Here is a 23245-nt window from a genome sequence, read left to right as displayed (position 1 = left end):
AGCGGCAGGCGCAGGCAAACCGGCAGGGTTCGCCCGACAAAACCAAGCGAAATGCTTAATTTGCCGCGCCCTTGTCGTTCGTGCCAGCTGCCGAAGCGGCCGACGAAACCGCAGCGCGCTTACCGTGCGTCTTCAGCTTCTTGATGTGGTGCTTCTTCGGCGTGCTAGCTGCAGCAGCCGGCGCTGCTGCGTCCGATGCCTGTGCGAAAGCTTGAACGGAGACCAGCGCGATCGATGCGGCTGCGAGCGAGACGATGAATTTTTTCATGTGTTGTTCCCCAAACCTGGACGACTGAGTCAAATTGAATGAAATAGCTTAACGGTGAAGCAGACGGCGCTCGAGGCCCCTTCCCGCTCCCCGCGGGAGAGTATTACGCAGTGTATGCGGTTTGTCATGCGCAAAAGTCGATATGTATTTTCCGGGAGACAGCTTGCTTTCGATATGCTTTCACTCATTAAGCAGACCATATCAGGGAGATTACCTAGTGCTGCATTCAGATCAGGTTTCTGAGCAGACTCGCGGTTTCCTGGAGGGTCGGCAGCACCCGATGCAACGCGGCGTTCGCTGACTCCTGGCCGATCGGCATACTCACACTAATCGCGGCCACAACCGAGCCGTGCCGGTCCCGCAACGGTACCGCGACGCCACGCATACCCAGTTCCAGTTGCTGATCGGTGACGACATAACCGTCGCGGCGAATTTCGCCCAGCACTTCGCGCAAGCGTTCGACGGTCGAATACGTATGCGGCGTGAATACCTTGATCGGATAGGACGCCAGCCACTGCTCGATGCTTTCCGGCGCCTGGAACGCCAGCAGGACCAAACCCGCGGACGACAGCGGCGCGCTCGCCCGCGAGCCCAGCACGAAGCCGACCGCCATCGCCCGGTTCACGCCATTGCGCGCGACGTACACCACGTCGTGTTCGTCGAGAATCGCGACCAGCGCCGTCTCCTGCAAGGTGGCGGTGATGCGCTGGAGAAATGGCTGCACGGTGCGCGGCAAGCGCGCCGAATCCAGATACGACTGACCGAGCCGCAATACCCGCGGCGCGAGCCAGAACAGCTTGCCGTCGGTGTCTACGTAGCCGAGTTCGCGCAGCGTCAGCAGGTAGCGGCGTGCCGCCGTGCGCGAGAGCCCGGCGCGCGTGGCCACCATGGTCGGCGTCATGCGTGCATGCTCTTCGTCGAATGCTTCGATGATCGCCAGCGCCTTGGCGGCGCCGGCGATCCAGTCTTTCTCGTCCATTGTGTCTGCCTGAAAATCCGTCGCCGGCATGAGTCGATGGTAAGTCCATGGTGTCCTGAGTCACCCGGGCGTTGCGCGAATCTCGCGCGAATCGCTCACTGTATCGCCGGTAGTGACCTGGTGAGGGTCTATTTGAAATCCCAGCGCATCTGCTCGGCAATCCCCACCCCGCGCGAGGTCCGCACGCATTCGCTCACGTAGTCCGTGAACGGCAGCGGCTCGAAGCCGATCTCGTCGCGCAGGCGGCGGTTGTCGAACGTGTAGTCCAGCTCCGCGAAACCGGCGTACAGACGCAGCGCATGTTCGAGCAGACGGCCGCTGCCGCAACGGTCACGGCCCACTACCTCGCGCGCGATCCTGCCGAAGTCGCCCACGCGGCACATCGAATAGCGGCGCCCGGAGACGCCGGTGGCTTCGTCCATGGCGCTGATGATCTGACCGATGGTCGGCGCTTCCGAACCCGCCGACACGTGATACGTATCGAACGCCAGCGACGGCTTCATTGCCAGCAGCGCGAGCGCGCGCGCGCAATCGTCGGCGGACACTACGTCGATGCGGTTCATTGCCCGTGCCGTGAAGCGCCGCGCGGTGTGCACCACGCGAAACACCCAGAAAATGCTGGCCGAAGGCAGTGTGCCGAGCACCGTATGACCGACTACGATCGACGGCCGCACAACGACCAGCGGCAGATTCGGATACGTGCTGCGCAGCAGGCGTTCGACTTCGCGTTTGCTTTGCGTGTACGGCACGAGGTGGCGGGTTTCACCATAGCCGAACGGAGATTCCTGCACAGTCGCGCCACATTGCGTGCCGCACGCCATCGCCGTGCTCACGTGCAGAAAACGCCGCAGCTTTTTGCTGCCGACAAAACGCGACACGAAACGCAAAGTATCGTGCACATTCGTATCGAGCACTTGAGGATGTGTCGAAAACGATGCAAGCGCCGCGCAATTGATCACGTGCGATGCTCTGGCGAGCCGCGCCAGATCGATTTCCGAAAACTCGCTGCCGAGTTCGCCCACCATCACGTTGGCTTCCGTGATTCGCTGGGCACGAGCGTGCGGCAGCCCGCAACGCACGGCCGAAGCGCGCAGCCGCGCGAGCGCATCGGCCACGCTGGCGCCGCGCACCAGACACACCATGCGTTCGACCAGCCCGGCATTAACCAGGGTCACCAGCAGATTGCCGCCGATAAAACCAGTCGCACCGGTCAGCAGCATGCTGTCGACGCCAATCGCCTGCGCGCGCGCCGACGAAATCATGCTGTCCTGCCACGCGTTGGACAGAGGGGTTTGCCATGCAAACATCGCGAGCTCCTTGCAAGGAAGTCAGATCGTCGAGAGTGTTGATCCGCACAACCGACCAGCAGTTGCGTCAACACGCGCATCAATAGCGATACGTCAGCGCCGTGATCGCGAAGTAGTTGTTCTTCGACTGCACAATCGGGCTGTTCGCCGACGCACCGAGCAGGCGCGTCACGCCGCCTTCGGTATGCACCGACCAACGCGGCGAAAAACTGTAGGTCCAGGCCGCCGACACCTTCGCGCTGTCGAACCCGCCCTTCACTGCATAGGGCTGAAAGCGGCTCGTGCTCGCCTGCGCATCGGTCACGCCGAAAAAGGTCTGCGTATAGCGGCCGCTACCGGCATGCACGCTGCCCGTGATGCTGATTTCGTTGTCGACGGTTTGCAGCACCGGCACCGTCAGATCGATGTGCCCGCTCGTACCGCGGCTCGTGTGCGTGACCGGTTGATCCAGCGTGATGCTGACGGTCGACGGACCAAACAGATGCGCGCCGAGCTGTACGGACACCATCACCGAGCCCGGAATCTTGCCCATGCCCTTCAGGTAGTCGGAGCCCGGCAAATCGGCACGATTGCTGTCGGTGCGGCCGAAGTCATAGCTGAGCGCCGCGGATGCAAACAGCCCGTTGGCGAAGGTGTGCTTGTAACCGAGGCCGTCCGTCGGGCTCAAAAAGATGCCGTTGCTGAACTCCGCGGCGATCAACGGCGCGACAAACGGGCGGTAGTCGCGGCTACCCTGATAGCGCGGCGCCACACCGCCGGCCAGCGAAAACAGATAGAAATTCTCGGCGTAAGCGATCGACGAGCAGGTCAGGCCAAGCAGCGGAATACACAGATAAGAGAGGCGTTTGCGCACGATCAGGACTTTTTATTTGGAACGGAAGCCGCAGTCTAGGGACCCCGCCGTGCCACGTCTGTCCTGAAGTTGGGAGAATGTGTGCGCAATTGTGTTCAAGTGTTCGCGAATGTTCGCGACGTATCCCCTCGCGGCACGCGCGGATAGAATCGGCGCCTGATAGTGGAGACCCATATGAACGACGCCCCTCTTAAGACCAGCGTGCTGCTGATCGAGGACGACGATCGCCTCGCGCAGCTGATCGGGGAATATCTGAACAGCTACGAATTCAATGTGACAATCGTGCGACGCGGCGACACCGCCGTGGCCGCCGTGCGCGAGCACAACCCGGCACTGGTGATTCTCGATCTGATGCTGCCGAACATGGACGGCATGGAGGTCTGCCGGCGAATCCGCAGTTTTTCGCGCGTGCCCGTGCTGATCCTGACGGCACGCGTCGACGTATTCGATCAGATCGCCGGACTGGAAACCGGTGCCGACGACTACGTCATCAAGCCGATCGAGCCGCGTGTGCTGGTCGCCCGCGCCCGCGCGTTGTTGCGCCGCGCGCAGCCGGCCGAAAGTGCGGAGCCGTCCACGCAGGACGGCACGCTGAGCTTCGGCGAACTGGTGATCTCGCCGCCCGATCGCGCCGTGAGTTGGCGCGGCCAGCCGGTCGAGCTGAAGACCGCCGAGTACAACCTGCTGCTGATCCTTGCGCGCGCAGCCGGCACCGTACTAAGCCGCGACGACATTCTCAGGCAGTTGCGCGGCATCGAATTCGACGGCCTCGATCGCACCGTCGACGCCGGGATCTCACGGCTGCGCCGGCGTTTCGAAGATGCGTCGCCCGAGCCGCACAAAATCAAGACGATCTGGGGCCGCGGTTATCTGTTTAGTCCTTCGGCATGGGAGGAATGAATGCTCCGCTCCCTGATCCGGCTGTATCTGATCGTTCTGATCGGTGGCGGTCTCACCATTGCGTTCATCAACATCTCATTCTCGCAACTGTTCCATGAGCGAGTCACACAAACCGAGCGCGACACGGACCGTACGTACGCATTCGTACTCGACGATTACTTGCAACGACACGCGGGCCCGGAACGCGCTGCGGCGCTCGAGGAACTGAAAAAACACGGCGCCCAGGACTTCAGGTTGATGACGACCGACGAGGTCAAACCGCTGGTCGGCGAGCGTCAATGGCACGAGTTGCGCGCTGGCAAGCTGGTGTTGAACGACGACGCCACGAGTTACTACCTGCCGCTGTCGGATGGCACCGTCGTCAATTCGCGCCGCTACGAGGCCACCACCGTCGAGATTCAGGCATTCGCGTATGCGCTGGTCGCGCTCGCCACGCTGCTTTCAGTGGTCGTGTGGGTGCTCTATCACTGGCGCGAGTTGCGCAAGCTGGAAGCCGCGGCGCGCGCGTTCGGCGCCGGCGATCTGTCGACCCGCGCGCAGTTGTCGAAGAAATCGAACATCTACGACTTGTCGCAACAGTTCAACGAAATGGCTCGGCAGATCGAAGCGTCGATCCTGCATCAACGTGAAATGATGCACGGCATTTCACACGAACTGAAGACGCCGCTAGCGCGGCTCGAATTCGGCCTTGCGCTGTTGCAGTCGCCGGAGTCGCCCGAGCGTCAGCGCGAAAGGCAAATGGCACTGCGCAAAGACGTGCGCGAACTCGACGAACTCGTCACCGAACTGCTGACTTTGAGCCGCCTGGAACAAGGCGACGGGCATCGGCTGCTGATGCAGGTGTCGGTGAATGAGTTGCTCGACAGCGTGGCCGCGAGCATGGCCAACGACGTCGCCGATCGCTCGCTGACGCTTTCGGTCAGCATGGAGGGCCTGTCCCCCGCGGGTACGGGCGCCGCCGTTGCGCCTGCCGGCCGCGCTCCGGTTTCTCGTATGCCGGTTGCCCGTACGCCCACGTATCATGTCTGCGACCCCAAACTGGTCGCGCGCGCGCTGCTGAATCTGTTGCGCAACAGTACCCGCTACGCGCGGCAGGCGATTTCGCTGAGCGCGGCCGCTGGCGCGGCAGGCGCACTGGTATTGATCGTCGAGGACGACGGTCCTGGTATTCCGCTTGCCGAGCGCAACCGCATATTCGAACCGTTTCACCGGCTCGACTCCAGCCGTGACCGGCACACCGGCGGCTTTGGCCTTGGCCTCGCGATCGTGCGGCGCGTCGCGCTGGTTCATGGCGGCGACGTGCGGCTCGAAGAAGCGGCTTCGGGTGGCGCGCGTTTTGTAGTCACCTTGCCCGCGTTACCATTGCCGGTGCCGGTAAAGGGGTCCGTGCCGCAAGACGCCGTGCATCACGGTTAAGCCGAAAGCGCCCCCTCCCCCGCGTTAAGACAACCCGATTCGAAAAACAACCTTTGAAACCCGACACACGCCAACACCTGCGCGCCAATCTGTTGATGCTGATCGCGGCCATGATCTGGGGCTCCGCGTTCGTCGCGCAACGTCTGAGCCTCGATACGATCGGACCGTTTCTGTTTACCGGGCTGCGTTTCCTGCTCGGCGCGCTGGTCGTGTTAGTCCTGATCGTTTGCGTGCGGCGCTCCGCGCTGGCGGAATTGTCGAAACGCGAACCCGGCGGCGCACGCGAACTGCTCGGTGCGGGTGTGTTGCTCGGTGTCGTGCTGTCCGCGTCGATTTCGTTGCAGCAGATCGGCTTGCAATACACGAAGGTCGCCAACGCCGGTTTTATCAGTTCGTTGTATGTGGTGATCGTGCCGCTGCTTGGCGTGCTGTTTCGTCATCGAACGGGATTCGGCACGTGGCTCGGTGCGACGCTAGCCGCGATCGGCATGTACTTTCTGAGTGTCAACGAGCACTTCTCGATCCTGTATGGCGACTGGTATCAGCTTGCCGGCGCCCTGGTGATTTCCGTGCAGATGATGCTAGTCGGCCGCTTCGCGCTGCGGCACGACACGCTCATGCTGGCGCTCGTGCAGTTCGTGACTTGCGGGGTCGTGTGTCTGGCCATCGGTCTCGCGATCGAGCCTCTCAGTCTTGTGGTGCTCGAGCGCGCCGCGCCGACGATACTGTACGGCGGTGCGCTATCGGTGGGCGTCGCCTATACGATTCAGGTGGTCGCGCAAAAACACGCGGCACCCTCGCATGCCGCGGTGATTTTCAGTATGGAGGGCGTTTTTGCCGCGTTCGCCGGCTGGCTCGTGCTCGGCGAAACACTGTCGGCGCGTGCGCTGTTCGGATGCGCACTCATGCTCACCGGTTTGATCGTGTGCCAACTGATGCCCGCCCGGCGCCCCGCGAGCGAGCGTAATCGCTTGCCTCATGCTTCGTGAGGGTTTAGCCCGTCATCAAGCGGCAAGTGGCTGCGTGAAAAGCTTGGGCGTATCGGCAGTGGGCGGAAACACACACCAGCAGCCGTCGTCGTGACGAAAGAAAAATAGACCGCGCGATCCGGCCTCGGGAGAGGTTTCCACGCGTACATAACGCCTGCCGCCAAGACGGGTGCGGCTGAACTCAGTAACGCGAACCGGAGCGGACGGTTCAGGCGCCAGCCATTTCTCGACCAGAAAACGCAGCGATTGTTCGCTTGCCGCTCTCATGATCCGCTCCGGACCGGTTTGTCGTGATTCGCCTCGTGTGCGGCGTCGTTGCTTTCGTCGCTACCGGTACTGTCCTCGTCATGCTCGGAGGATGCGAGGGATATGGCCCGGTTAGTAGCCGCCGCCCGCAGCGTCGTGCAGTGGCTGGCATGTCTGATATCCGAAAGAAGACGGACTAGCTGTCGTGCTGTTCTACGTTTCATCGCACACCCCCGCACTGCACCAATAACTTCAGAAAACACTTTAACTCTATGCCTGGATAGGGCGTTGCCGAAATGGTTTTGACTAAATAGCAACAGTTGCGCTTGCAAAAACATAGACGCAATCTTTGTACCTTCCAGCCTCAATGTGCGCGCCTCGCGAGGCCCGGTCTGTACGGTGGCGAGCGAATGTCATTGACGAAAAAAGCCGATTCGCCACCCAGCAAAGCATGCCCGGCTACGCGAGTTATCCACAATTGCCTATGAATAACTTCGGGATATCGCGTCGGACAGCCTGTGCGCGAAATCTTGATAAGACGCGGTGCGAGGCAAGCTGCGTCAAAGTTATCCCGACTTTGTAGTTTTTCTACAGACGTGTTCCGCAGGGTTATGGTTTCTGCATGACTCTGATGTGACAGGGAATTGGAGAGTTATCCACAGAAGGGGTTAACCCTTGTTAACTATTACTACATATGTATACGTGTGAAGTAAAAGACATAGGATAAGTACCGCCACGTGATGAGATCAAAGGCTGATCAGCCCTTGATCAGTCTGAACCTGGCAAGGTTCGACGGCCATGGTTCACGGCGCCACGCTCGCTCCGCTTGCCGGTTGCACCATCGCGGCAGCAGCTTTGTCGATTGCATCGGGCATCTCAGGAAGAAGTGCCGGAGCCGGCGCTTCGATCTGAATCGGAACCGGCACCGGCACCGGCAAAATGCGCGTCTCGATACGGTTGCTCACAACCGGCTGCGTGCGCACCACCGTCTGCAAATAGTGATCGACGAGGCCAAAGAAGCGATCGTAGAACTTGCCCGACGGAATCGTCTCGCTCGAAATCTTGACCATCGCGTCGTTGTTCGAGCGGATCGGCAACGACAGCGAACCCAGCACGCTCAGCCCGACGCTCGCCGATGTATCGCTTTTCTTCAGCGCAAAACCGTTTTGCACCGCGTTGACGTAGACGATGCTCGTATCGCTCGCCTCTTCTCCCGGCGTGCACACCACGTGAAATTCGACAACGATGTGGGTATCGCCCGTCGGCTGGAAGTTTTTCGTTCCGTCGACGGTATCGGTGCGCGTCATCGTCGTCAGATAGCCTTGGCTCAGCAGCGCGCGGCGCGCAGCCTCGCACGTATCCGTAGTGCTCGAGTTGAAGTTTCGGGCGTAAGGGCTTGCGCCTGTTTCGAACAATTCCTGCTGGAATTTTGGCTGAGGTGCGCTGCTGCAAGCGACAAGTGTCAGCAGGCCGGCAAGCGAAACGGCGGTGGTTCTGGAAAACAAGGTGAACATGGTCGATCGAAAAAGGCGCAGCGTGAGCTCAGATGGAAATGCATTGTAGAGCGGTTGCCAGGCGTGCGTAAAAAGCGCGCAGCGCTTGCCCCCGCGCCGCCGGGCATGGCGTGACAGTTCGATCCGCAGCTTCAGTGCGGACGCACGACAAAGAGGAAAATCAGGGAGAGCGACTGCTCAGTGCGGCGTGGCAGGCGATGTGCTTTGCAGCGTCGGCGTGCCGTTCACTCCGGCGGCGTTCGTGGCATTCGTAGCAGTCGTTGTGTTGCCGGCCGGTATCGTGAAAGCGTCGGCCCAGTTTTCCGGTGCCGGACAACGATCGGCCTCGCACATGCCCGTTTGTGCGCTCAGATGCGATGCGACCTCCTGAGGCGCTGCGACGCCGGCGAAATCTTCCACGCGCAAGTTCACTTTCCTTGCGTACGCCTGCGATCCCCCGTAGCTCTTGAGCGCCGCGTTCATGTCGCCGTTTGCCGAGCGCATGTAGCCGTAGAGGATTGCCGAACCCATGTCGATGTTAGTGGTCGGCTCGGTGAGGTCCTTGACGTTTCTCAGCATCCCGCGATGGGCGCCCGGCACCACCTGCATCAGCCCGGTCGCGCCATTGGGACCCTTGGCCTTTTCCTTGAAGCGCGATTCGATCGAGATGATCGCCAGCAGCAGCGCCGGCGGCAGTGAATATTTCGATGCAGCGGACTGTACCGCGTCGGAAATCTTTTGAGCCTTTTCCTTTGCCAGTCCGAATTTCTGCGTCAAATACGCGGACATGCGGTCATTGGTTTCGTCGGCTGTGGCGGTTTGCATCAGGCCGAGCGAAAGCACGATCAGGCAAAGTAACCGGCTCATAACGGGGACGGAAAGAAAAGGGATCCGCGCATTATATCCCTGCCTGAAAAATAGGCACCAAACCGCCCCAAAATCGTCTGATGAAAAGCCGCTGGCTGATGTGCCTGTCGTTGCCCGCGGCTGTTATTTCGGCTGCTTCGGTTTCAGTACGTAATCGTCGTTCAGCGTCGCGAGGAACGCGGCGACGTCGTCGATATCCTGCTCCGACCACACGGGACGCTCGCCCGCTTTACGCGTAAGCGGCTCATCGGTCGTATCGACATTCACCCGCAGCGCAACCGGCAGGTCGTTGAATTTATCGACCTTGCCGTGCGCGTCTTTCGGATACCACTTCGCCGGATTGGTGTCGCGCTGCACGTAAAAGCGCAGCGCGTCCTTCAGCGTATGGAAGCGGCCGTTGTGGAAGAACACCTGGCGCGTCGCCGTATTACGCAGCGACACCGACTTGAAAAGTCCGCAGTTGCTTTTGTCGCCCGACTGATCCGTGCGCAATGGTCCACACAATCCCATATCGAAGTACTTCGGGTCCGCGTTCGCACGCAACTCCGGATTGCGCGGCACACCAAGCGCCTGGAAGTTGAAGTCGGTGAAAAGCGGATGCGAGCCGTCGACGCCTACCTGGTCGATGTGGCAGGAGGCGCAATTGCCGCCCGTCGGGCTGTCGAACAGTTTCTTGCCTCTCAACTCCTGCGCCGTCAGTTGCACTTTGCCGTCGAGGTAGTAATCGAACTTGCTGGTGTAGGGGTGGAAGCTCGGATCTTCGAGCTCGAAACGCTCGATCGCGGCCATCGCCTGCGCGAACGCTTTGGTGCGGTCGGCAAAAATGTTCTGGCCAAACACTTCCCTGAAGCGGGCGGCATAGGGCGCCCGCTCCAGTTTCGCGAGTAAGGCCGCCGGGTCCCGGTTGGCCATCTCATTGGGATTGAACAGCGGGAAGCTCGCCTGATCGTGCAACTGGTTAAAGCGCCCGTCCCAGCCGAAGCCGCCAACCGGTGCGTTGTCCGTCTCGCTCAGCCGCTCGGACAGGCTGGCCGCCTGCGCATGACTCCACATCGGCGTGCGGTTCAGCACGTAGCGCAAGCTCGGCACGGCGCGCGTGCCTTGCCGGTGCATGTCGGGGCCGCCGAACTGCGCGGCCAGCCCGTTAGGCGGCCCGTACGCGTGCGACGGGCTATGGCAGCTCGCGCACGACATCTTGCCCGAGGCCGACAACGACGCATCGAAGAACATCAGCTTGCCGAGCGCTGCGGCATCGCTGTAGATGGGTTGCGCGCCGGCCACCGTCGGCACCGGTGCCGACACTGCCGCGAACGGCAGCCACGCGGCGCCAAGCAGCGCTGCGAGCGCCGCCCATCGGGTGGCCGTGCGCCCGGTGAATCGTGTTGCAAAAAACCTCATCTGATTGCTTACAGGTTCGTGAAGATGTCGTTGCCGAACCCGACCAGGCCGGGCTGCCCTGCATAGCCCAGATAACCCAACTGGAAGATGTCTTCAATGCTCTTGAGCATCGAGTAGTGGTTGTATTGCACCGTCGACACCGTCCCCGGCTTGATGAACTTCGAAATCATCACCGCGCCGGTCTGGTCGCCGCCGAAGCTCTGCTTGGTCAGGTTGATCGTCAAGCCCCTGTACGTCAGCGACGAAGTCTGCGGGAACGCCGGCAGATTCGGACCCGGTTGCTGACTGCAGCAGGTCGAGCCGGCGAAGATCAGATCCTCGCCGGATGCCGACTGCGTGACGGTTGCGTAACTGCTTTCGTCGAAATTGATGATCAGCAGGCCGTCCTTCTGGAATGCCGGCGAGGCGGTAATAATCGGCACCCACTTCTGCAGGAACGTGTTCGCGCTCGTCAGGCCGCCCGGCTGGCCGTTCACGCACGGCGAATCGTGACCGTCGTCGCACAGGTTCGGCGTGATCAGGTTGAAGTTGGCGGTGGTCGAGATCGACTGCAGGTCGGTGGTGAGCCTGTTCAGGTTCACGACGTTCTGGCCGCAGCCGGGTGAGTCGATGATCGAATGGAAGTACATGAACGGGTTGTGACGCGTCGCGTACTGATCGCCCAATGGCACGGCCGCGCTCGGCGCTTCTGCCGACTGGGTCAGGTCGGTCGTGTTGAGCGTCGGGTGGCCGCAGGTGGCGGCTTCGCGCGTCGGGTCGTTGCCCATATCACCCTCGTAGCCCTTCCAGGTGTAGCCGGCAGCCGTCAACTGGTCCGGCAACGTCTTGATGCTGGCTGGGTACACGCAGCCCGAGCCGATCGCCTGACCGTCCTGTGTCATGCCGGTGAGCTTGTAGTCCTGATAGGTGATGCAGTCGTTGTCGGTTTCCGGCGTCGGCGCCTGACCGCTGATCATCGAGATGTAGTTGTCGAGGCTCACGTGCCCGGTGCCGTAGTACTGCTGCACCAACGCGCCTTGCGAAGCCAGCGTCTGCGACAGATACGGCGCCTTGCTATTGGCGCCGAACGTGGTCGCGTAGTTTTCGTTTTCGAGCGTGATGACGAAGACATGGCGAATCTGCTGCTGCCCGGTCGGCGCAATCGACGAGGACGACGAGCCGCACGCCGCGACGATAATACCGACTAAGGCCGCGCAAACGACCATGAAGAAAGCACGCAACCCGCTGCGCTGTGACATGTTTTGCCCTTGGGGATTAGAGTTTTATTCGCGGGCACACTCTAGGTAGCGTGTGTGACGAAGACGTGAATCGCGCCGCATCCTCGCGATATGCCGGCCATTCAACGCCGCATATATCGGTGGCCACGCTAATGGTGACCGCTCACCCTCATTGCATGTAGCGGCGGTGCAAAGCAGCCGCCACTTCGGCGAAATGAGCGCGCAATTCGGGCGGCGCCAGCACCTCAGCCTCGGTGCCGAAGCGCAGCAGTTCCGCACAGGCCTGTCTGATGGAGCCAACTGGCAATGTGACCAGACACCAGCCGTCGACCGGGTCCGGCTCGCCGATTTTCGCGCCTGAACGGGCGAACGGCGAGACAAAGGCGTCGAGCATCTTCATGCCCCACGGCGACAGGCGCAAAGTTGCCTCGCTCGAATGCATCTCTTCGGATAGACGCTGAGTGCTGTCTTGCCAGTAGGTGGCCAGATCGAAGGTGGCCGGCCGCTCGAAAGTCTCGTCCAGCATGCTCAATTCAAGAATGCGCGAAATACGATAGATGCGCTTGTCCGTGCCGACCCGCCCAACCACGTACCATGCGCCGCTTTTCAGCACGATGCCGAGCGGTTCGATTCGGCGAAATTTCTCGGCCTTCCAGCTCTGGTAGCGAATCTGCAGCGGATGCTGCTCCCACACCGCGTTGGCAATCAGCGGCAGGTTCGCGGGCTGGTCCGCATCGGCGAACCAACCCGGGGCGTCGAGGTGAAAACGCGAGCGCATGCGCTCGGCAGTCGAGCGCAATTCGGCCGGCAGCGCGGCCAGCAACTTGGTTTGCGCGCCGGCCATCACCGCGCCGAGACCGAGCGCCTGCACCGGGCCGGGCAAGCCCGCGAGGAACAACGCCTCGGCTTCCTGCGACGACATGCCGTTCAAACGCGTGCGATATCCGTCGAGCAGACGGTAGCCGCCTTCCGCACCACGCTCACTGTGGACAGGGACGCCCGCGGCGCTTAAGGCGTCGATGTCGCGATAGATCGTGCGCAACGAGACCGCGCATTCGTCGGCGAGCGACTGCGCGGTCACGCGTCCGCGCGCCTGCAAGGTCATCAGGATGGAAAGGAGGCGGCTGGCTCTCATACCCGCAAGTGTAGTCATACCTGACACAAACTGACAGGTATGGGCGTCTAGCATGGAGCCATCCAGCCAACGCCAAATGGACGCTGGTTTTTTCTCCGCGACACTTACCCAGAAAGGCTCCCACCATGACCACCGACCGCACGATCACACTGTTTCACTCACCGCAATGCCGCTCCGTCAGCGCGCTCACGCTGCTCGAAGAACTCGGCGTCCCGTATCAGTTGAAGGTGTTGAACATGAAGGCCGGCGAGCAACGCAGGGCACCGTATCTCGCGATCAATCCGCTGGGCAAAGTGCCGGCCATCCTGCACGGTGATGCGCTGATTACCGAACAGGTCGCCATCTTCATCTATCTGGCCGATCTGTTCCCCGAAGCGGGTCTGGCACCGGCACTCGACGATCCGTCGCGCGGCCCGTATCTGCGTTGGCTGGTCTACTACGCCGCATGCTACGAACCGGCGCTGGTCGACAAGGCGATGAAGCGCGAGCCGGCGCCGCTTGCCACGTCGCCGTATGGCGACTTCGATTCGATGCTCGGCAGTTTGACGAGTCAGTTGCAGGCGTCACCGTATCTGCTCGGGGACAGGATGTCGGCTGCGGACATCTTGTGGGGCATCGCGCTTCACTGGGGGATGATGTTCAAGCTGGTGCCTGAGACGCCGGTCGTGGTCGACTATGCGAGCCGCATTTGCTCACGGCCGAGCTTCGTCAAGGTGAACGCGCGGGATGTTGAGCTGGCGGCCGAGCATGAGGCGGCGCTGAAGGCCGCAGGATGATGCCAACTGCAGCGCCGATCGTTGCGATCCAGGATGCGGAACGCACGTCGTGGCCGGCCGGCTGATACGGGCATCCGGTTCGATGCGCCGGGATTTGAGACAATGGGGCTGCCGGTGAGTATCTTCCCGGGACAACCGGGCGTGCCTCGACCTTCCAGCAAGTGCCGGCCCATTGAACAAGAGATGTTTTCAGGTATGAGCAAGACCGCATTCATTCCGAGCGTTCCCGCGACGTCGGAGGACGACTTTGAAGTATCCGCGACGTCGAAACTGGCCGGTTACCGGCGCTTTTTCGGCGTGCTGAAAGTGGTTCGAACCACCGACGGCCGCGTGCTGTTCCCGTTCGACGGCGCACCGGAACTCGGACCCTACGCCTCCAAACTGGAAGCCATCGCGGCGGCACAAGTGTACGGTGAGCACATCGTGACCAGCGACCTGGCGCGTCCGGAGTTGTGAGCGCAAGGGTATGGCTGGCTTCGGCTTGATCGCTTAGGTTCGTGACCCGGCTTCGCCGCAGAGCGGGTCACTTCGGGAGCAACGAATGACTCGTCTGTGCAAGGCGCGCCCATCGGCGATGGTTGTATGGAGTGCGGCTGCGCTGATCGCCGCTTTCTGCCGATCCGGCTTCACTCAGGAGGGCAACGCTTACGCCACCAGTCAAACGGCACTCGGAAAAGCCGAGGTCGTGCACGCCCAGGTCCGTGTCGTGGCGATCCACCCCGACACCAACAGCGTCACGCTGCGAGGCTCGCATGGACGCCTGGCGGATGTCGATGTGAACCCCCAAGTGGCCGATGTCAGAAAACTGCGGGTTGGCGACAAGCTGAACATCGCATACCAGCAGGCGCTGCTGCTTCACATCGACAAGGTGACGGCCCGAGGCGTTCGTGAACGCATCGAAACAACCGTGGCGATACCGGCTTCAGCAGGATACGCATCGTCGGCACATCGGGTGCAGATTATCGCGACGGTGTTGAAGATCGACCGCAGGAGCCGGATGGTGACGCTGCGCGGGCCGAAGCATCAGCAGGTGCTGAGGGCCGCGGCGAGCATTCCGCTCGATGAGTTGAAAGTCGGTGATAGCGTGCGGGCGGAGTTCGTTTCGGCGGCCGCGGTGGAGGTGGTGAGGGAATGAGCAGTTTCAGCGACCGGCATTTACGACAACGTCCTGATTGTGCAACCAGATGCCGAGCTGGATTTCCCCTCAGGCCCATTTTGTGCTCCACCTCCGCGAACGCCGGGATTTTTCCCGAATGGTAAAACCTCACGACTGAGCCAATACGGCTATTGCAAAAACGGCAATCAAATTTCAGGAGGACTGGTGCGTCTGAGACGATGTTGGGCCCTATTGCTGACGATGACGGCGCTTGGTTCGTCCGCGGCGTGGGCAAGCGATATTCAGTGTGCGACCACGCGCCAACCGGCGGAGCGCGTGATATGCGACCACGCCATCCTGAACAACGAATACGACGATATCTCCGCGCAGCAGCAGGCGCTCCTGAACAGCGGCAAACTCTCGCCCGGACAGCTCGCCCAATGGCGGCAAACGCGCAATGCCTGCAGCGATGTCCACTGCATCGACACCGTATTCGCGCAGTGGAATACGATGGCGAGGTCGGTCGAAACCGGCTCCCGCGCGGCAGTGGCACCGGCTATAGCTTCGGCTACTGCTATGGCGCCTGTCGGACCCGCTTCGGAAGCGATCACCCTTCCCGCGTCACAAGCCGTGCCCACATCAGAAGCGTCTCTGGTACGCCAGGGGAGTGCCGCCGGCGTTGCGCTTCCGAAACCCGTGGAGACTCAGGCTTCTTCGCCAACGGTCGCCTCGGCTCCTTCGGGCGCGAGTGAATCGCGTGGCACGTCTGGCATGAGCGCGGGCCTGATGGTGGCCTTGATGGTGGCCCTGATTGCTGCGGTTGGATTCGGCGTTCTTTTTCAGCGCCGAAAGAGGAACGGTGGAAGCGCCGAGCAACGACCAGGTCATGCGCGCGACGAGGACAAGCCTTAAGCGCAATAGATTGAAGGGTGACGAGCGCGGCGATGCAGTCTTGTGATTTTCAGTGGATCGCCGCGCCAGTCACCGCACTAAACCTCACTCCACCGTCACCGATTTCGCCAGGTTCCGCGGCTTATCCACATCCGTCCCACGCGCACAAGCCGTGTGATAAGCCAGCAACTGCAGCGGCACCACGTGCAGAATCGGCGACAGCAAACCGTAGTGCTCCGGCATCCGGATCACATGCAGACCCTCGTCGTTCACGATCTTCGTATCCGCGTCCGCGAACACATAAAGCTCACCACCGCGTGCGCGTACTTCCTGAATATTCGACTTCAGCTTCTCCAGCAGCGCGTCATTCGGCGCCACCGTCACTACCGGCATCGCTTCCGTCACGAGCGCCAGCGGTCCGTGCTTCAGCTCACCGGCCGGATACGCTTCCGCGTGGATATAGGAAATCTCCTTGAGCTTCAGCGCGCCCTCGAGCGCGATCGGATAATGCAGGCCGCGCCCGAGGAACAACGCGTGCTCCTTGCGCGAAAACTCTTCCGACCACGCGATGATCTGCGGCTCCAGCGCCAGCACGCTATTCAACGCTGCCGGCAAGTGGCGCAACTGTTTCAGATACTCGGTTTCCTGCTCAGCGCTCACCTGTCCACGCAACTTGCCAAGGGTCGCGGCCAGCACAAACAGCGCAACCAGTTGGGTCGTGAATGCCTTCGTGGACGCCACGCCGATCTCGCGACCCGCATGGGTCAGGAACGACAACGCTGTCTGACGCACCATCGCACTCGTGCCGACATTGCACACCGACAGCGTATGTTTATGTCCCAGCGCCTGCGCATGCTTGAGCGCGGCCAGCGTGTCGGCCGTTTCGCCCGACTGCGAGATCACCACCACCAGCGACTTCGGATTCGGCACCGACTCGCGGTAGCGATACTCGCTGGCAATTTCCACCTGGGTCGGAATCTTCGCGACCGACTCGAGCCAGTACTTCGCGGTCAGCCCCGAGTAGTAGCTCGTGCCGCACGCCAGAATCAGCAGGTTGTCGATCTCGGCGAACACCTGGTCGGCACCTTCGCCGAAGAGCGACGCATCGAACGAATCGGCTTGCGGGATCGTGTCGGTAATCGCACGCGGCTGCTCGAAGATTTCCTTCTGCATGAAGTGACGGTACGGGCCGAGTTCGACCGCGCCGCCATATGCCGCGACCTGACGCACTTCGCGCTGCGCCTCGTAGCCGTCGCGATCGGCGATCCGCACGCCCTCGAGCGACAGTTCGCAGACGTCGCCTTCCTCGAGGAAGATGAAGCGTTCGGTGCTGCCGGCGAGCGCCAGTGCATCCGAAGCGAGGAAGTTCTCACCGTTGCCGAGTCCTACCACCAGCGGCGAGCCTTGCCGGGCGCCGACCACCGTATGCGGCTGGTCCTTGTGCAGCACGGCGATCGCGTACGCACCGTGCAATTGCCCGACGGCTTCACGCACCGACGCGAACAGGTCGCCGCGATACAGGCTATGAATCAGGTGGGCAATAACCTCTGTATCGGTCTGCGAGACAAACTCGTAACCCTTGCCCCGCAGCATTTCCCGCAGTGATTCGTAATTTTCGATGATGCCGTTGTGTACCAACGCGAGCGCATCTCTCGAGAAAATCGGATGGGCGTTGTCGGTTACCGGCGCACCGTGCGTCGCCCAGCGCGTATGCGCGATGCCCGTGATGCCTTCAAGGTGGCTTTCGTGCACCTGCGCGTCCAGATCGGCGACGCGCGCGACGCTGCGGGCACGACGCGGCCCGCTCTCGCCGAGAACGGCCACGCCGCAGGAGTCGTAGCCGCGATACTCGAGGCGACGCAGTCCTTCGATCAGAACGGGAACGATATTACGTTGCGCAACCGCGCCAACAATCCCACACATGGCTTATTCCTTTTCAGTGCTGGGTTTCAGGGAGCACGCTCCGCGCGCGCGTCACGCCCATCAGCTTTTCTTCTTGACCGGGCGTACGTAGCCCGGCTTGCTTGTTTGAGTCTTATCGTTCAGGACCAGCATGCCTTCTTCGACATCTTTCCAGACCGTTGTGCCCGCAGCGATCGTCACGCCGCGTTTCACCCGCACGGGCGCCACGAGTTGCGTATCGGAGCCGACGAACACGTCGTCTTCGATGATCGTGCGGAATTTGTTTGCGCCGTCGTAGTTACAGGTGATGGTACCCGCGCCGATATTCACGCGCGCGCCGATATCCGCGTCGCCGATATACGTCAGATGGTTCGCCTTCGAGCCATGACCCAGCACCGCGTTTTTCACTTCGACGAAGTTGCCGACGTGCGATTCGTCCTGCAACTGCGCGCCCGGACGCAGCCGGGCGTAGGGGCCGAGCACGACGTTCGCACCGACTTCGGCGCCTTCGATGTGCGTAAACGCGTCGACGCGCGTACCGGCGCCGATCGTTGCATTGCGGATTACACAGTTCGGCCCGATCGTCACGTTGTCGGCGAGGATGACGCGGCCTTCGAACACACAGTTCACATCGATCGAGACGTCGCGGCCGCATTCGAGCGTGCCGCGCACGTCGAGCCGCGCCGGGTCGGCAAGCGTCACGCCCGCAACCAGCAGCGCCTCGGCGACATTGCGCTGATGAATCCGTTCGAGTTCGGCAAGCTGCTGCTTGCTGTTCACGCCTAGCGTTTCCCACTCGTCGTCAGGCTGAGTGGTAACGACTTCGAGCCCTGCCTCGATTGCCATTTCAACCGCGTCGGTCAGGTAAAACTCGCCTTGCGCGTTGTCGTTTTTCAACGCCGCGAGCCAGCCGCCCAGGCGTTCGGTCGGCGCGACGATGATGCCGGTGTTGATCTCGGCGATCTTGAGCTGCTCGGGCGTTGCGTCTTTCTGCTCGACGATGCGCGACACCTTGCCGTGCTGATCGCGCACGATGCGGCCATAGCCACTGGGGTCGGCGAGTGTGACGGTAAGCACGCCGTAGCCGCCCTGCCCTGCATGGTCGGTCAGCGCCCGCAGCGTGCTGGCGCGCGTGAGCGGCACGTCGCCGTACAGCACCAGCGTGGGTTCGGATGGATCGAGCAAGGGCAGCGCCTGCTGTACCGCGTGGCCCGTGCCGAGCTGCTGCTCCTGCGCGGCGAACTGGACATCTGGCGCCGCTACCGCTTGACGCACGGCGTCGGCGCCATGACCGACCACCACCACCAGCCGCGTGGGCTTGAGCGCGCGGGCCGTCTCGATGACGTGAGCGAGGAGTGGCCGGCCAGCCAGCGGATGGAGCACCTTGGGAAGCGCGGACCGCATGCGCTTACCGGTGCCTGCCGCCAAAATCACGATGTTCATGGCGTCGGCAATCAGACGAGTTTGGAGCCGACGATTCTATCATGCAGGCCATAACGAAAAAGGCCGCTCACGCGGCCTGGCTACCCTGCTGAATCGGCCGGAAACCTTTGATTTCCGGACACTGCACGGCCTGATCACAGATCGTCGAACTGAACGATCGAGATCGGTTTCGATCCGTTGAACGTTGCGCCTTCGGCGGCATCGGTCGAGCACGGCTCCTCGTCGAAGGCAATATCACCTTGGGGATCCGCCTCGCCGCTTGCGCGCAGGCCGGCGAACGGGAACAGCTTGTGATCCATCAGGTGCGACGGCACGATGTTCGACAAGGCGTTGAACATATTTTCGACACGGCCCGGGAAGCGCTTCTCCCAATCGCGGATCAGCGCCTTCATTTCCGCGCGTTTCAGGTTCGGCTGACTGCCGCACAGATTGCACGGAATGATCGGAAATTCGCGCAACTCCGCGTACTTTTCCAGATCGGTTTCCTTCACGTAGGCGAGCGGGCGGATCACGATATTCTTGCCGTCGTCCGATTGCAGCTTGGGCGGCATGCCCTTGAGTTTGCCGCCGTAGAACAGGTTCAGCAGCAGCGTTTGCAGGATGTCGTCACGATGGTGGCCAAGCGCGATCTTGGTCGCGCCGAGTTCGCCCGCCACACGATACAGAATGCCGCGACGCAGCCGCGAGCATAGCGAGCAGGTGGTCTTGCCCTCCGGTACCAGCCGCTTGACGATGCTGTACGTGTCCTGGTTCTCGATGTGAAACGGAATGTCGAGTTGTTTCAGGTACTCCGGCAGCACGTGCTCCGGAAACCCCGGCTGTTTCTGGTCGAGATTCACCGCGACGATGTCGAAGTTGATCGGCGCGCGTTCGCGCAGCCGCATCAGGATTTCGAGCATCGCGTAGCTGTCCTTGCCGCCCGACAGGCAGACCATCACCTTGTCGCCGTCCTCGATCATGTTGAAGTCGCCGATCGCCTCACCGACCTGGCGGGCGAGGCGCTTGAACAGCTTGTTGTTCTCGTAGGCTTCTTTCTGCTCGCGGCGCGTAAGCGGTGTTTTACCCGCGGGCGCGTGCGCGGCCTCGGCCGCCTCAGGGGCCGCGGTGCCGTTCAGGATTTCCTGAGCGTTCATGGCTCAATCCTCTTTGATACGAAAGACTTCGACGCCCACCGCGTCGCAGTCGGGATAAACGTCCGGCTTTTCGGTCGACACGCACACGGCGCGCACCTGCGGATGATCGAGCAGCACCTTGACGAGGTCGTCGCAGAGGGTTTCCTGCAGATGAATATGACCTTGTTCGACGCGGCGCGCGATGGTGGAGCGCATGAAGTCGTAATCGACGACTTCGTGCAATTTATCCTGCACCGGCGTGGACAACGCGAGCGGCACGAACAGTTCGACGTTGATCACGACGCGCTGTTCGCCGCGCTTTTCGAAATCGTGCACGCCGATGTTGATGTGCACTTCGTAATTGCGCAGAAAGAGCCGGCGGCAGTCGGCGAGCCGGGGGTGCGAAAGAGCGGCAAACATGTTCGTTCCAGTCGAAAAAAGCGTGCGGGGCACGCAAAGGGACGCTGCAACACGCGTGCGGACCGCCAGCCAGAGCCGGCAACTCGCACGCGCGCCAGTCAGGCGCCCGTCAAAAACATTACGTCGCGCGGCAGCGGCACCAGGTGCTGCCCGCCGTCGACTACCAGCGTCGTTCCGGTGACGCCCGCTGCATCGGCGAGATACAGCGCGGCGGCGACAATATCCTCCGGTCGCGACGCGCGGCCCAAAGGCGTAGTACGGTGAGCGGCTTCAAAATCGGCCGGCGTCTGGTCGCCGGATTGCATTGTCAGACCGGGGGCGAGCCCGACCACGCGCACTTTCGGCGCCAACGCCTGCGCGAGCGCAACCGTCGCTGTCTGCAACGCTGCTTTTGACAGCGTGTAGGACAGGTAGTCCGGATTCATGTTGTACAGCTTCTGGTCCAGCACATTGATGACCACGCCGCGCTGGCTTTCATCGGTGCGCGCGGTGTCCGGCGTGAGTTCGAACAGCATGCGCGCGAGCACGAGCGGCGCGCCGAGATTCATTGCCGTGAGCTTCAGCAGCAGCTCGTAACCGACGTTAAGCGCCGTATCTTCCTCGAAGCGCGACGCATTGTTCACAATACACGACGGCCGGCCCAGCGCGGCCATACAGGCGGGTAAAAGTTGCCCGACCTGGGCCTCGTCGCCCAATTCCGCGTGCAAAGCCACCGCCCGGCGCCCCAAAGCGACGATTTCCGCGACCACCTGGTCGGCCTCCTCCCGCGACGCGCCGTAGTGGACCGCCACGTCCCAGCCACGCGCGGCAAAGCCGAGCGCGAGCGAGCGCCCGATGCGGCGGGCGGCGCCGGTAATCAGCACGATGCGCGGCGCTTCGGGCGCGCGGGCGGCGGCGGTATCCAGAGAGGCGGTCATTTACAATGCGGGGATGAATCCGAAAGCTCACCAACCCGATAGTTTACCTGCTCCCGGCCCGAGCGCGCTTGCGCAGTCCGAAGCGTTGGTCGCGCAGCTCCGTTCGGAGCTCGACGCGGCAGGCGGCTGGTTGCCGTTCGACCGCTACATGGAGCGCGCGCTTTACGCGCCGGGGCTCGGCTATTACAGCGGTGGCGCCCGCAAATTCGGTCTGCGCGGCGACGACGGCAGCGACTTCGTGACGGCGCCGGAAATGTCGCCGCTATTCGCATCCACGCTCGCGCGCCCGCTCGCCGAGGCCTTGCAGGCAAGCGGCACGCGCAACGTGATGGAATTCGGCGCCGGCACGGGCAAACTCGCCGCCGGCTTGCTGAATGCGCTCGACGCGCTGGGCGCCGAATTCGACAGCTATTCGATCGTGGATTTGTCAGGCGAATTGCGCGAGCGCCAACGCGAGACGATCGAGGGCGCGGCGCCCGCACTGGCCGCGAAGGTGCGCTGGCTGGACGCGTTGCCGGAGCGATTCGAAGGCGTGGTGATCGGCAACGAGGTGTTGGACGCGATGCCCGTACGGCTGTTCGCCTTCACCGGCGGGAGCTGGCACGAACGTGGCGTGGTGTGGCGGGATGAGGCTTTTGCGTTCGACGACCGTCCCGTATCGGCGGCAGCGGACGTTGCGTTTCTGGCCCAGATCGACACGGCTGGCGAAGACTACGTCACGGAAACGCACGAGGCCGCCGGTGCATTCACGCGAACCGTCTGCACGATGCTCACGCGTGGCGCGGCGTTCTTTATCGACTATGGTTTTCCGCGTCACGAGTATTACCATGAGCAGCGCGCGCAAGGCACGTTGATGTGCCATTACCGGCACCGTGCGCATGGCGATCCATTTGTTTATCCCGGTTTGCAGGACATCACAGCGCACGTGGAGTTTACCGGCATCGCCGAAGCCGGGGTTGAGGCTGGTGCGGACTTGCTGGGATTCACTTCGCAGGCGCGGTTTTTGTTGAATGCGGGGATTACCGAGGCGTTATCGGCGCTTGATCCAACGGACACGGCGAAGTTTTTGCCGGCGGCGAATGCGGTGCAAAAGTTGTTGTCCGAGGCGGAGATGGGCGAACTGTTCAAAGTGATTGCGTTTTCGCGTGGGCTCGACGACACGTTGCAGGCGTTTTCCGGCGGCGACCGGTCACATACGCTGTGATTTTTTGCTTTGAGGATGGATGATGATCCGCTGGCTGTTGACTACGTTTATCGCGGTGGCGGTGTTGTCGGCCTGCTGGCCGTGGCTCAGGAAGTTTGGAATTGGGCGAATGCCCGGTGATGTTACCTTGCGGCTGTTTGGGCGGGAGTATCCGTTTCCGTTTATGTCGACGCTTGTGGTTTCTATGGTTTTGTCGTTGATTGCCAGGGTTTTGTAGGGGTTTGGTTTTTGCCTGTTCGGCGGGTTTGTTGTTGGGCTGGATTTTGGGCGTTGCCTTGCTGTGTTTGTGGTCTGGTCTGTTGTTGGTCTTTTGGCCTTTCCTTGAATTGTTAGTGGTCTATTAGCGTTGCCCCTGTGCGGGGCGGCACCTACTTTTCTTTGCCTGCCGCAAAGAAAAGTAGGCAAAAGAAAGCGGC

At 61.8% G+C, this 23245-nt stretch carries 24 protein-coding genes; 9 read left to right on the top strand and 15 right to left on the bottom strand.

Features of this window, described 5'->3' with window-relative positions:
• Nucleotides 1-55 precede the first annotated feature (55 nt).
• The 4 genes from AC57B6_RS03490 to AC57B6_RS03475 all read right to left on the bottom strand — a co-directional run bounded on the left by AC57B6_RS03490 (nucleotide 56) and on the right by AC57B6_RS03475 (nucleotide 3380).
• Nucleotides 56-268: a hypothetical protein gene (locus tag AC57B6_RS03490; RefSeq protein ID WP_028198586.1), complete on the bottom strand. Its 213-nt coding sequence runs from the start codon at nucleotides 266-268 to the stop codon at nucleotides 56-58.
• A gap of 226 nt (nucleotides 269-494) precedes the next feature.
• Nucleotides 495-1247, bottom strand: coding sequence for an IclR family transcriptional regulator domain-containing protein (locus tag AC57B6_RS03485; protein WP_028198585.1), 753 nt, complete (start codon nucleotides 1245-1247; stop codon nucleotides 495-497).
• Nucleotides 1248-1375: 128 nt separating this feature from the next.
• Entirely contained in the window at nucleotides 1376-2554 is a 1179-nt protein-coding gene (locus tag AC57B6_RS03480) for an SDR family oxidoreductase (RefSeq protein WP_183804232.1), read from the bottom strand.
• Between the two features lie 79 nt (nucleotides 2555-2633).
• Nucleotides 2634-3380 carry a MipA/OmpV family protein gene (locus AC57B6_RS03475; RefSeq protein WP_496420707.1) on the bottom strand — a complete coding sequence of 249 codons (747 nt, stop codon included), beginning with the start codon at nucleotides 3378-3380 and terminating at the stop codon, nucleotides 2634-2636.
• A 201-nt stretch (nucleotides 3381-3581) separates the two neighbouring features.
• Here AC57B6_RS03475 and AC57B6_RS03470 point away from each other — a divergent pair, with 201 nt between their 5' ends.
• The 3 genes from AC57B6_RS03470 to AC57B6_RS03460 are packed head-to-tail and all read left to right on the top strand — an operon-like array spanning nucleotide 3582 to nucleotide 6712.
• Nucleotides 3582-4307 carry a response regulator gene (locus AC57B6_RS03470; RefSeq protein WP_028198582.1) on the top strand — a complete coding sequence of 242 codons (726 nt, stop codon included), beginning with the start codon at nucleotides 3582-3584 and terminating at the stop codon, nucleotides 4305-4307.
• Nucleotides 4308-5723 carry an ATP-binding protein gene (locus tag AC57B6_RS03465; RefSeq protein WP_496420704.1) on the top strand — a complete coding sequence of 472 codons (1416 nt, stop codon included), beginning with the start codon at nucleotides 4308-4310 and terminating at the stop codon, nucleotides 5721-5723. It begins immediately after the preceding gene.
• A 53-nt stretch (nucleotides 5724-5776) separates the two neighbouring features.
• Nucleotides 5777-6712: a DMT family transporter gene (locus AC57B6_RS03460; protein ID WP_496420703.1), complete on the top strand. Its 936-nt coding sequence runs from the start codon at nucleotides 5777-5779 to the stop codon at nucleotides 6710-6712.
• Nucleotides 6713-6727: 15 nt separating this feature from the next.
• Here AC57B6_RS03460 and AC57B6_RS03455 read toward each other — a convergent pair whose 3' ends face one another.
• The 6 genes from AC57B6_RS03455 to AC57B6_RS03430 form a co-directional block, all read right to left on the bottom strand.
• Nucleotides 6728-6979 carry a hypothetical protein gene (locus tag AC57B6_RS03455; RefSeq protein WP_028198580.1) on the bottom strand — a complete coding sequence of 84 codons (252 nt, stop codon included), beginning with the start codon at nucleotides 6977-6979 and terminating at the stop codon, nucleotides 6728-6730.
• Nucleotides 6980-7761: 782 nt separating this feature from the next.
• Nucleotides 7762-8472 carry a DUF2242 domain-containing protein gene (locus tag AC57B6_RS03450; RefSeq protein WP_496420702.1) on the bottom strand — a complete coding sequence of 237 codons (711 nt, stop codon included), beginning with the start codon at nucleotides 8470-8472 and terminating at the stop codon, nucleotides 7762-7764.
• A 177-nt stretch (nucleotides 8473-8649) separates the two neighbouring features.
• On the bottom strand, nucleotides 8650-9318 hold the full coding sequence (locus AC57B6_RS03445; protein ID WP_046567490.1) for a lytic transglycosylase domain-containing protein: 669 nt from the start codon (nucleotides 9316-9318) through the stop codon (nucleotides 8650-8652).
• A 123-nt stretch (nucleotides 9319-9441) separates the two neighbouring features.
• Nucleotides 9442-10716, bottom strand: a complete 1275-nt coding sequence (locus tag AC57B6_RS03440) for a cytochrome-c peroxidase (RefSeq protein ID WP_496420701.1) — start codon at nucleotides 10714-10716, stop codon at nucleotides 9442-9444.
• A gap of 8 nt (nucleotides 10717-10724) precedes the next feature.
• Nucleotides 10725-11954, bottom strand: coding sequence for an alkaline phosphatase family protein (locus AC57B6_RS03435; RefSeq protein ID WP_496420700.1), 1230 nt, complete (start codon nucleotides 11952-11954; stop codon nucleotides 10725-10727).
• A 148-nt stretch (nucleotides 11955-12102) separates the two neighbouring features.
• Nucleotides 12103-13086 carry a helix-turn-helix transcriptional regulator gene (locus AC57B6_RS03430; protein ID WP_244144001.1) on the bottom strand — a complete coding sequence of 328 codons (984 nt, stop codon included), beginning with the start codon at nucleotides 13084-13086 and terminating at the stop codon, nucleotides 12103-12105.
• Between the two features lie 107 nt (nucleotides 13087-13193).
• Between AC57B6_RS03430 and AC57B6_RS03425 the strand changes: the two genes are divergently transcribed.
• The 4 genes from AC57B6_RS03425 to AC57B6_RS03410 all read left to right on the top strand — a co-directional run bounded on the left by AC57B6_RS03425 (nucleotide 13194) and on the right by AC57B6_RS03410 (nucleotide 15852).
• Nucleotides 13194-13844 (top strand): glutathione S-transferase family protein, encoded by a 651-nt coding sequence (locus AC57B6_RS03425; RefSeq protein ID WP_496420699.1) that lies wholly within the window; start codon nucleotides 13194-13196, stop codon nucleotides 13842-13844.
• A 195-nt stretch (nucleotides 13845-14039) separates the two neighbouring features.
• Nucleotides 14040-14300, top strand: a complete 261-nt coding sequence (locus AC57B6_RS03420) for a DUF6723 family protein (RefSeq protein WP_496420698.1) — start codon at nucleotides 14040-14042, stop codon at nucleotides 14298-14300.
• Between the two features lie 250 nt (nucleotides 14301-14550).
• Nucleotides 14551-14979 (top strand): copper-binding protein, encoded by a 429-nt coding sequence (locus AC57B6_RS03415; RefSeq protein ID WP_253045490.1) that lies wholly within the window; start codon nucleotides 14551-14553, stop codon nucleotides 14977-14979.
• A gap of 39 nt (nucleotides 14980-15018) precedes the next feature.
• Nucleotides 15019-15852 (top strand): hypothetical protein, encoded by an 834-nt coding sequence (locus tag AC57B6_RS03410; RefSeq protein ID WP_496420697.1) that lies wholly within the window; start codon nucleotides 15019-15021, stop codon nucleotides 15850-15852.
• 84 nt (nucleotides 15853-15936) lie between these two features.
• Here the strand turns inward: AC57B6_RS03410 and glmS are convergent, their stop codons facing one another.
• The 5 genes from glmS to AC57B6_RS03385 form a co-directional block, all read right to left on the bottom strand.
• The gene (gene glmS, locus AC57B6_RS03405) at nucleotides 15937-17754 is read right to left on the bottom strand and encodes a glutamine--fructose-6-phosphate transaminase (isomerizing) (RefSeq protein ID WP_028198570.1); all 1818 of its coding nucleotides are present in this window, start codon (nucleotides 17752-17754) and stop codon (nucleotides 15937-15939) included.
• A gap of 60 nt (nucleotides 17755-17814) precedes the next feature.
• Nucleotides 17815-19176 carry a bifunctional UDP-N-acetylglucosamine diphosphorylase/glucosamine-1-phosphate N-acetyltransferase GlmU gene (glmU, locus tag AC57B6_RS03400; RefSeq protein WP_030102341.1) on the bottom strand — a complete coding sequence of 454 codons (1362 nt, stop codon included), beginning with the start codon at nucleotides 19174-19176 and terminating at the stop codon, nucleotides 17815-17817.
• Nucleotides 19177-19310: 134 nt separating this feature from the next.
• Nucleotides 19311-20309 carry a tRNA 2-thiocytidine(32) synthetase TtcA gene (gene ttcA, locus AC57B6_RS03395; RefSeq protein WP_030102342.1) on the bottom strand — a complete coding sequence of 333 codons (999 nt, stop codon included), beginning with the start codon at nucleotides 20307-20309 and terminating at the stop codon, nucleotides 19311-19313.
• A gap of 3 nt (nucleotides 20310-20312) precedes the next feature.
• Nucleotides 20313-20708, bottom strand: a complete 396-nt coding sequence (locus AC57B6_RS03390) for a dihydroneopterin aldolase (RefSeq protein WP_030102343.1) — start codon at nucleotides 20706-20708, stop codon at nucleotides 20313-20315.
• Nucleotides 20709-20806: 98 nt separating this feature from the next.
• Entirely contained in the window at nucleotides 20807-21625 is an 819-nt protein-coding gene (locus tag AC57B6_RS03385; RefSeq protein WP_153137760.1) for an SDR family oxidoreductase, read from the bottom strand.
• Nucleotides 21626-21638: 13 nt separating this feature from the next.
• On the opposite strand from AC57B6_RS03385, the gene AC57B6_RS03380 reads away from it, so the two are divergent.
• Together AC57B6_RS03380 and AC57B6_RS03375 are read left to right on the top strand one after the other, a co-directional pair.
• Nucleotides 21639-22829: a class I SAM-dependent methyltransferase gene (locus tag AC57B6_RS03380; protein WP_028198565.1), complete on the top strand. Its 1191-nt coding sequence runs from the start codon at nucleotides 21639-21641 to the stop codon at nucleotides 22827-22829.
• A gap of 22 nt (nucleotides 22830-22851) precedes the next feature.
• Nucleotides 22852-23046, top strand: coding sequence for a DUF2905 domain-containing protein (locus AC57B6_RS03375; RefSeq protein WP_028198564.1), 195 nt, complete (start codon nucleotides 22852-22854; stop codon nucleotides 23044-23046).
• The last annotated feature ends 199 nt before the right edge of the window (nucleotides 23047-23245 follow it).

Source organism: Paraburkholderia sp. BGA-UO-ETr-F12 (assembly GCF_059567945.1).
This window is presented reverse-complemented; position numbering and strand designations above follow the sequence as displayed.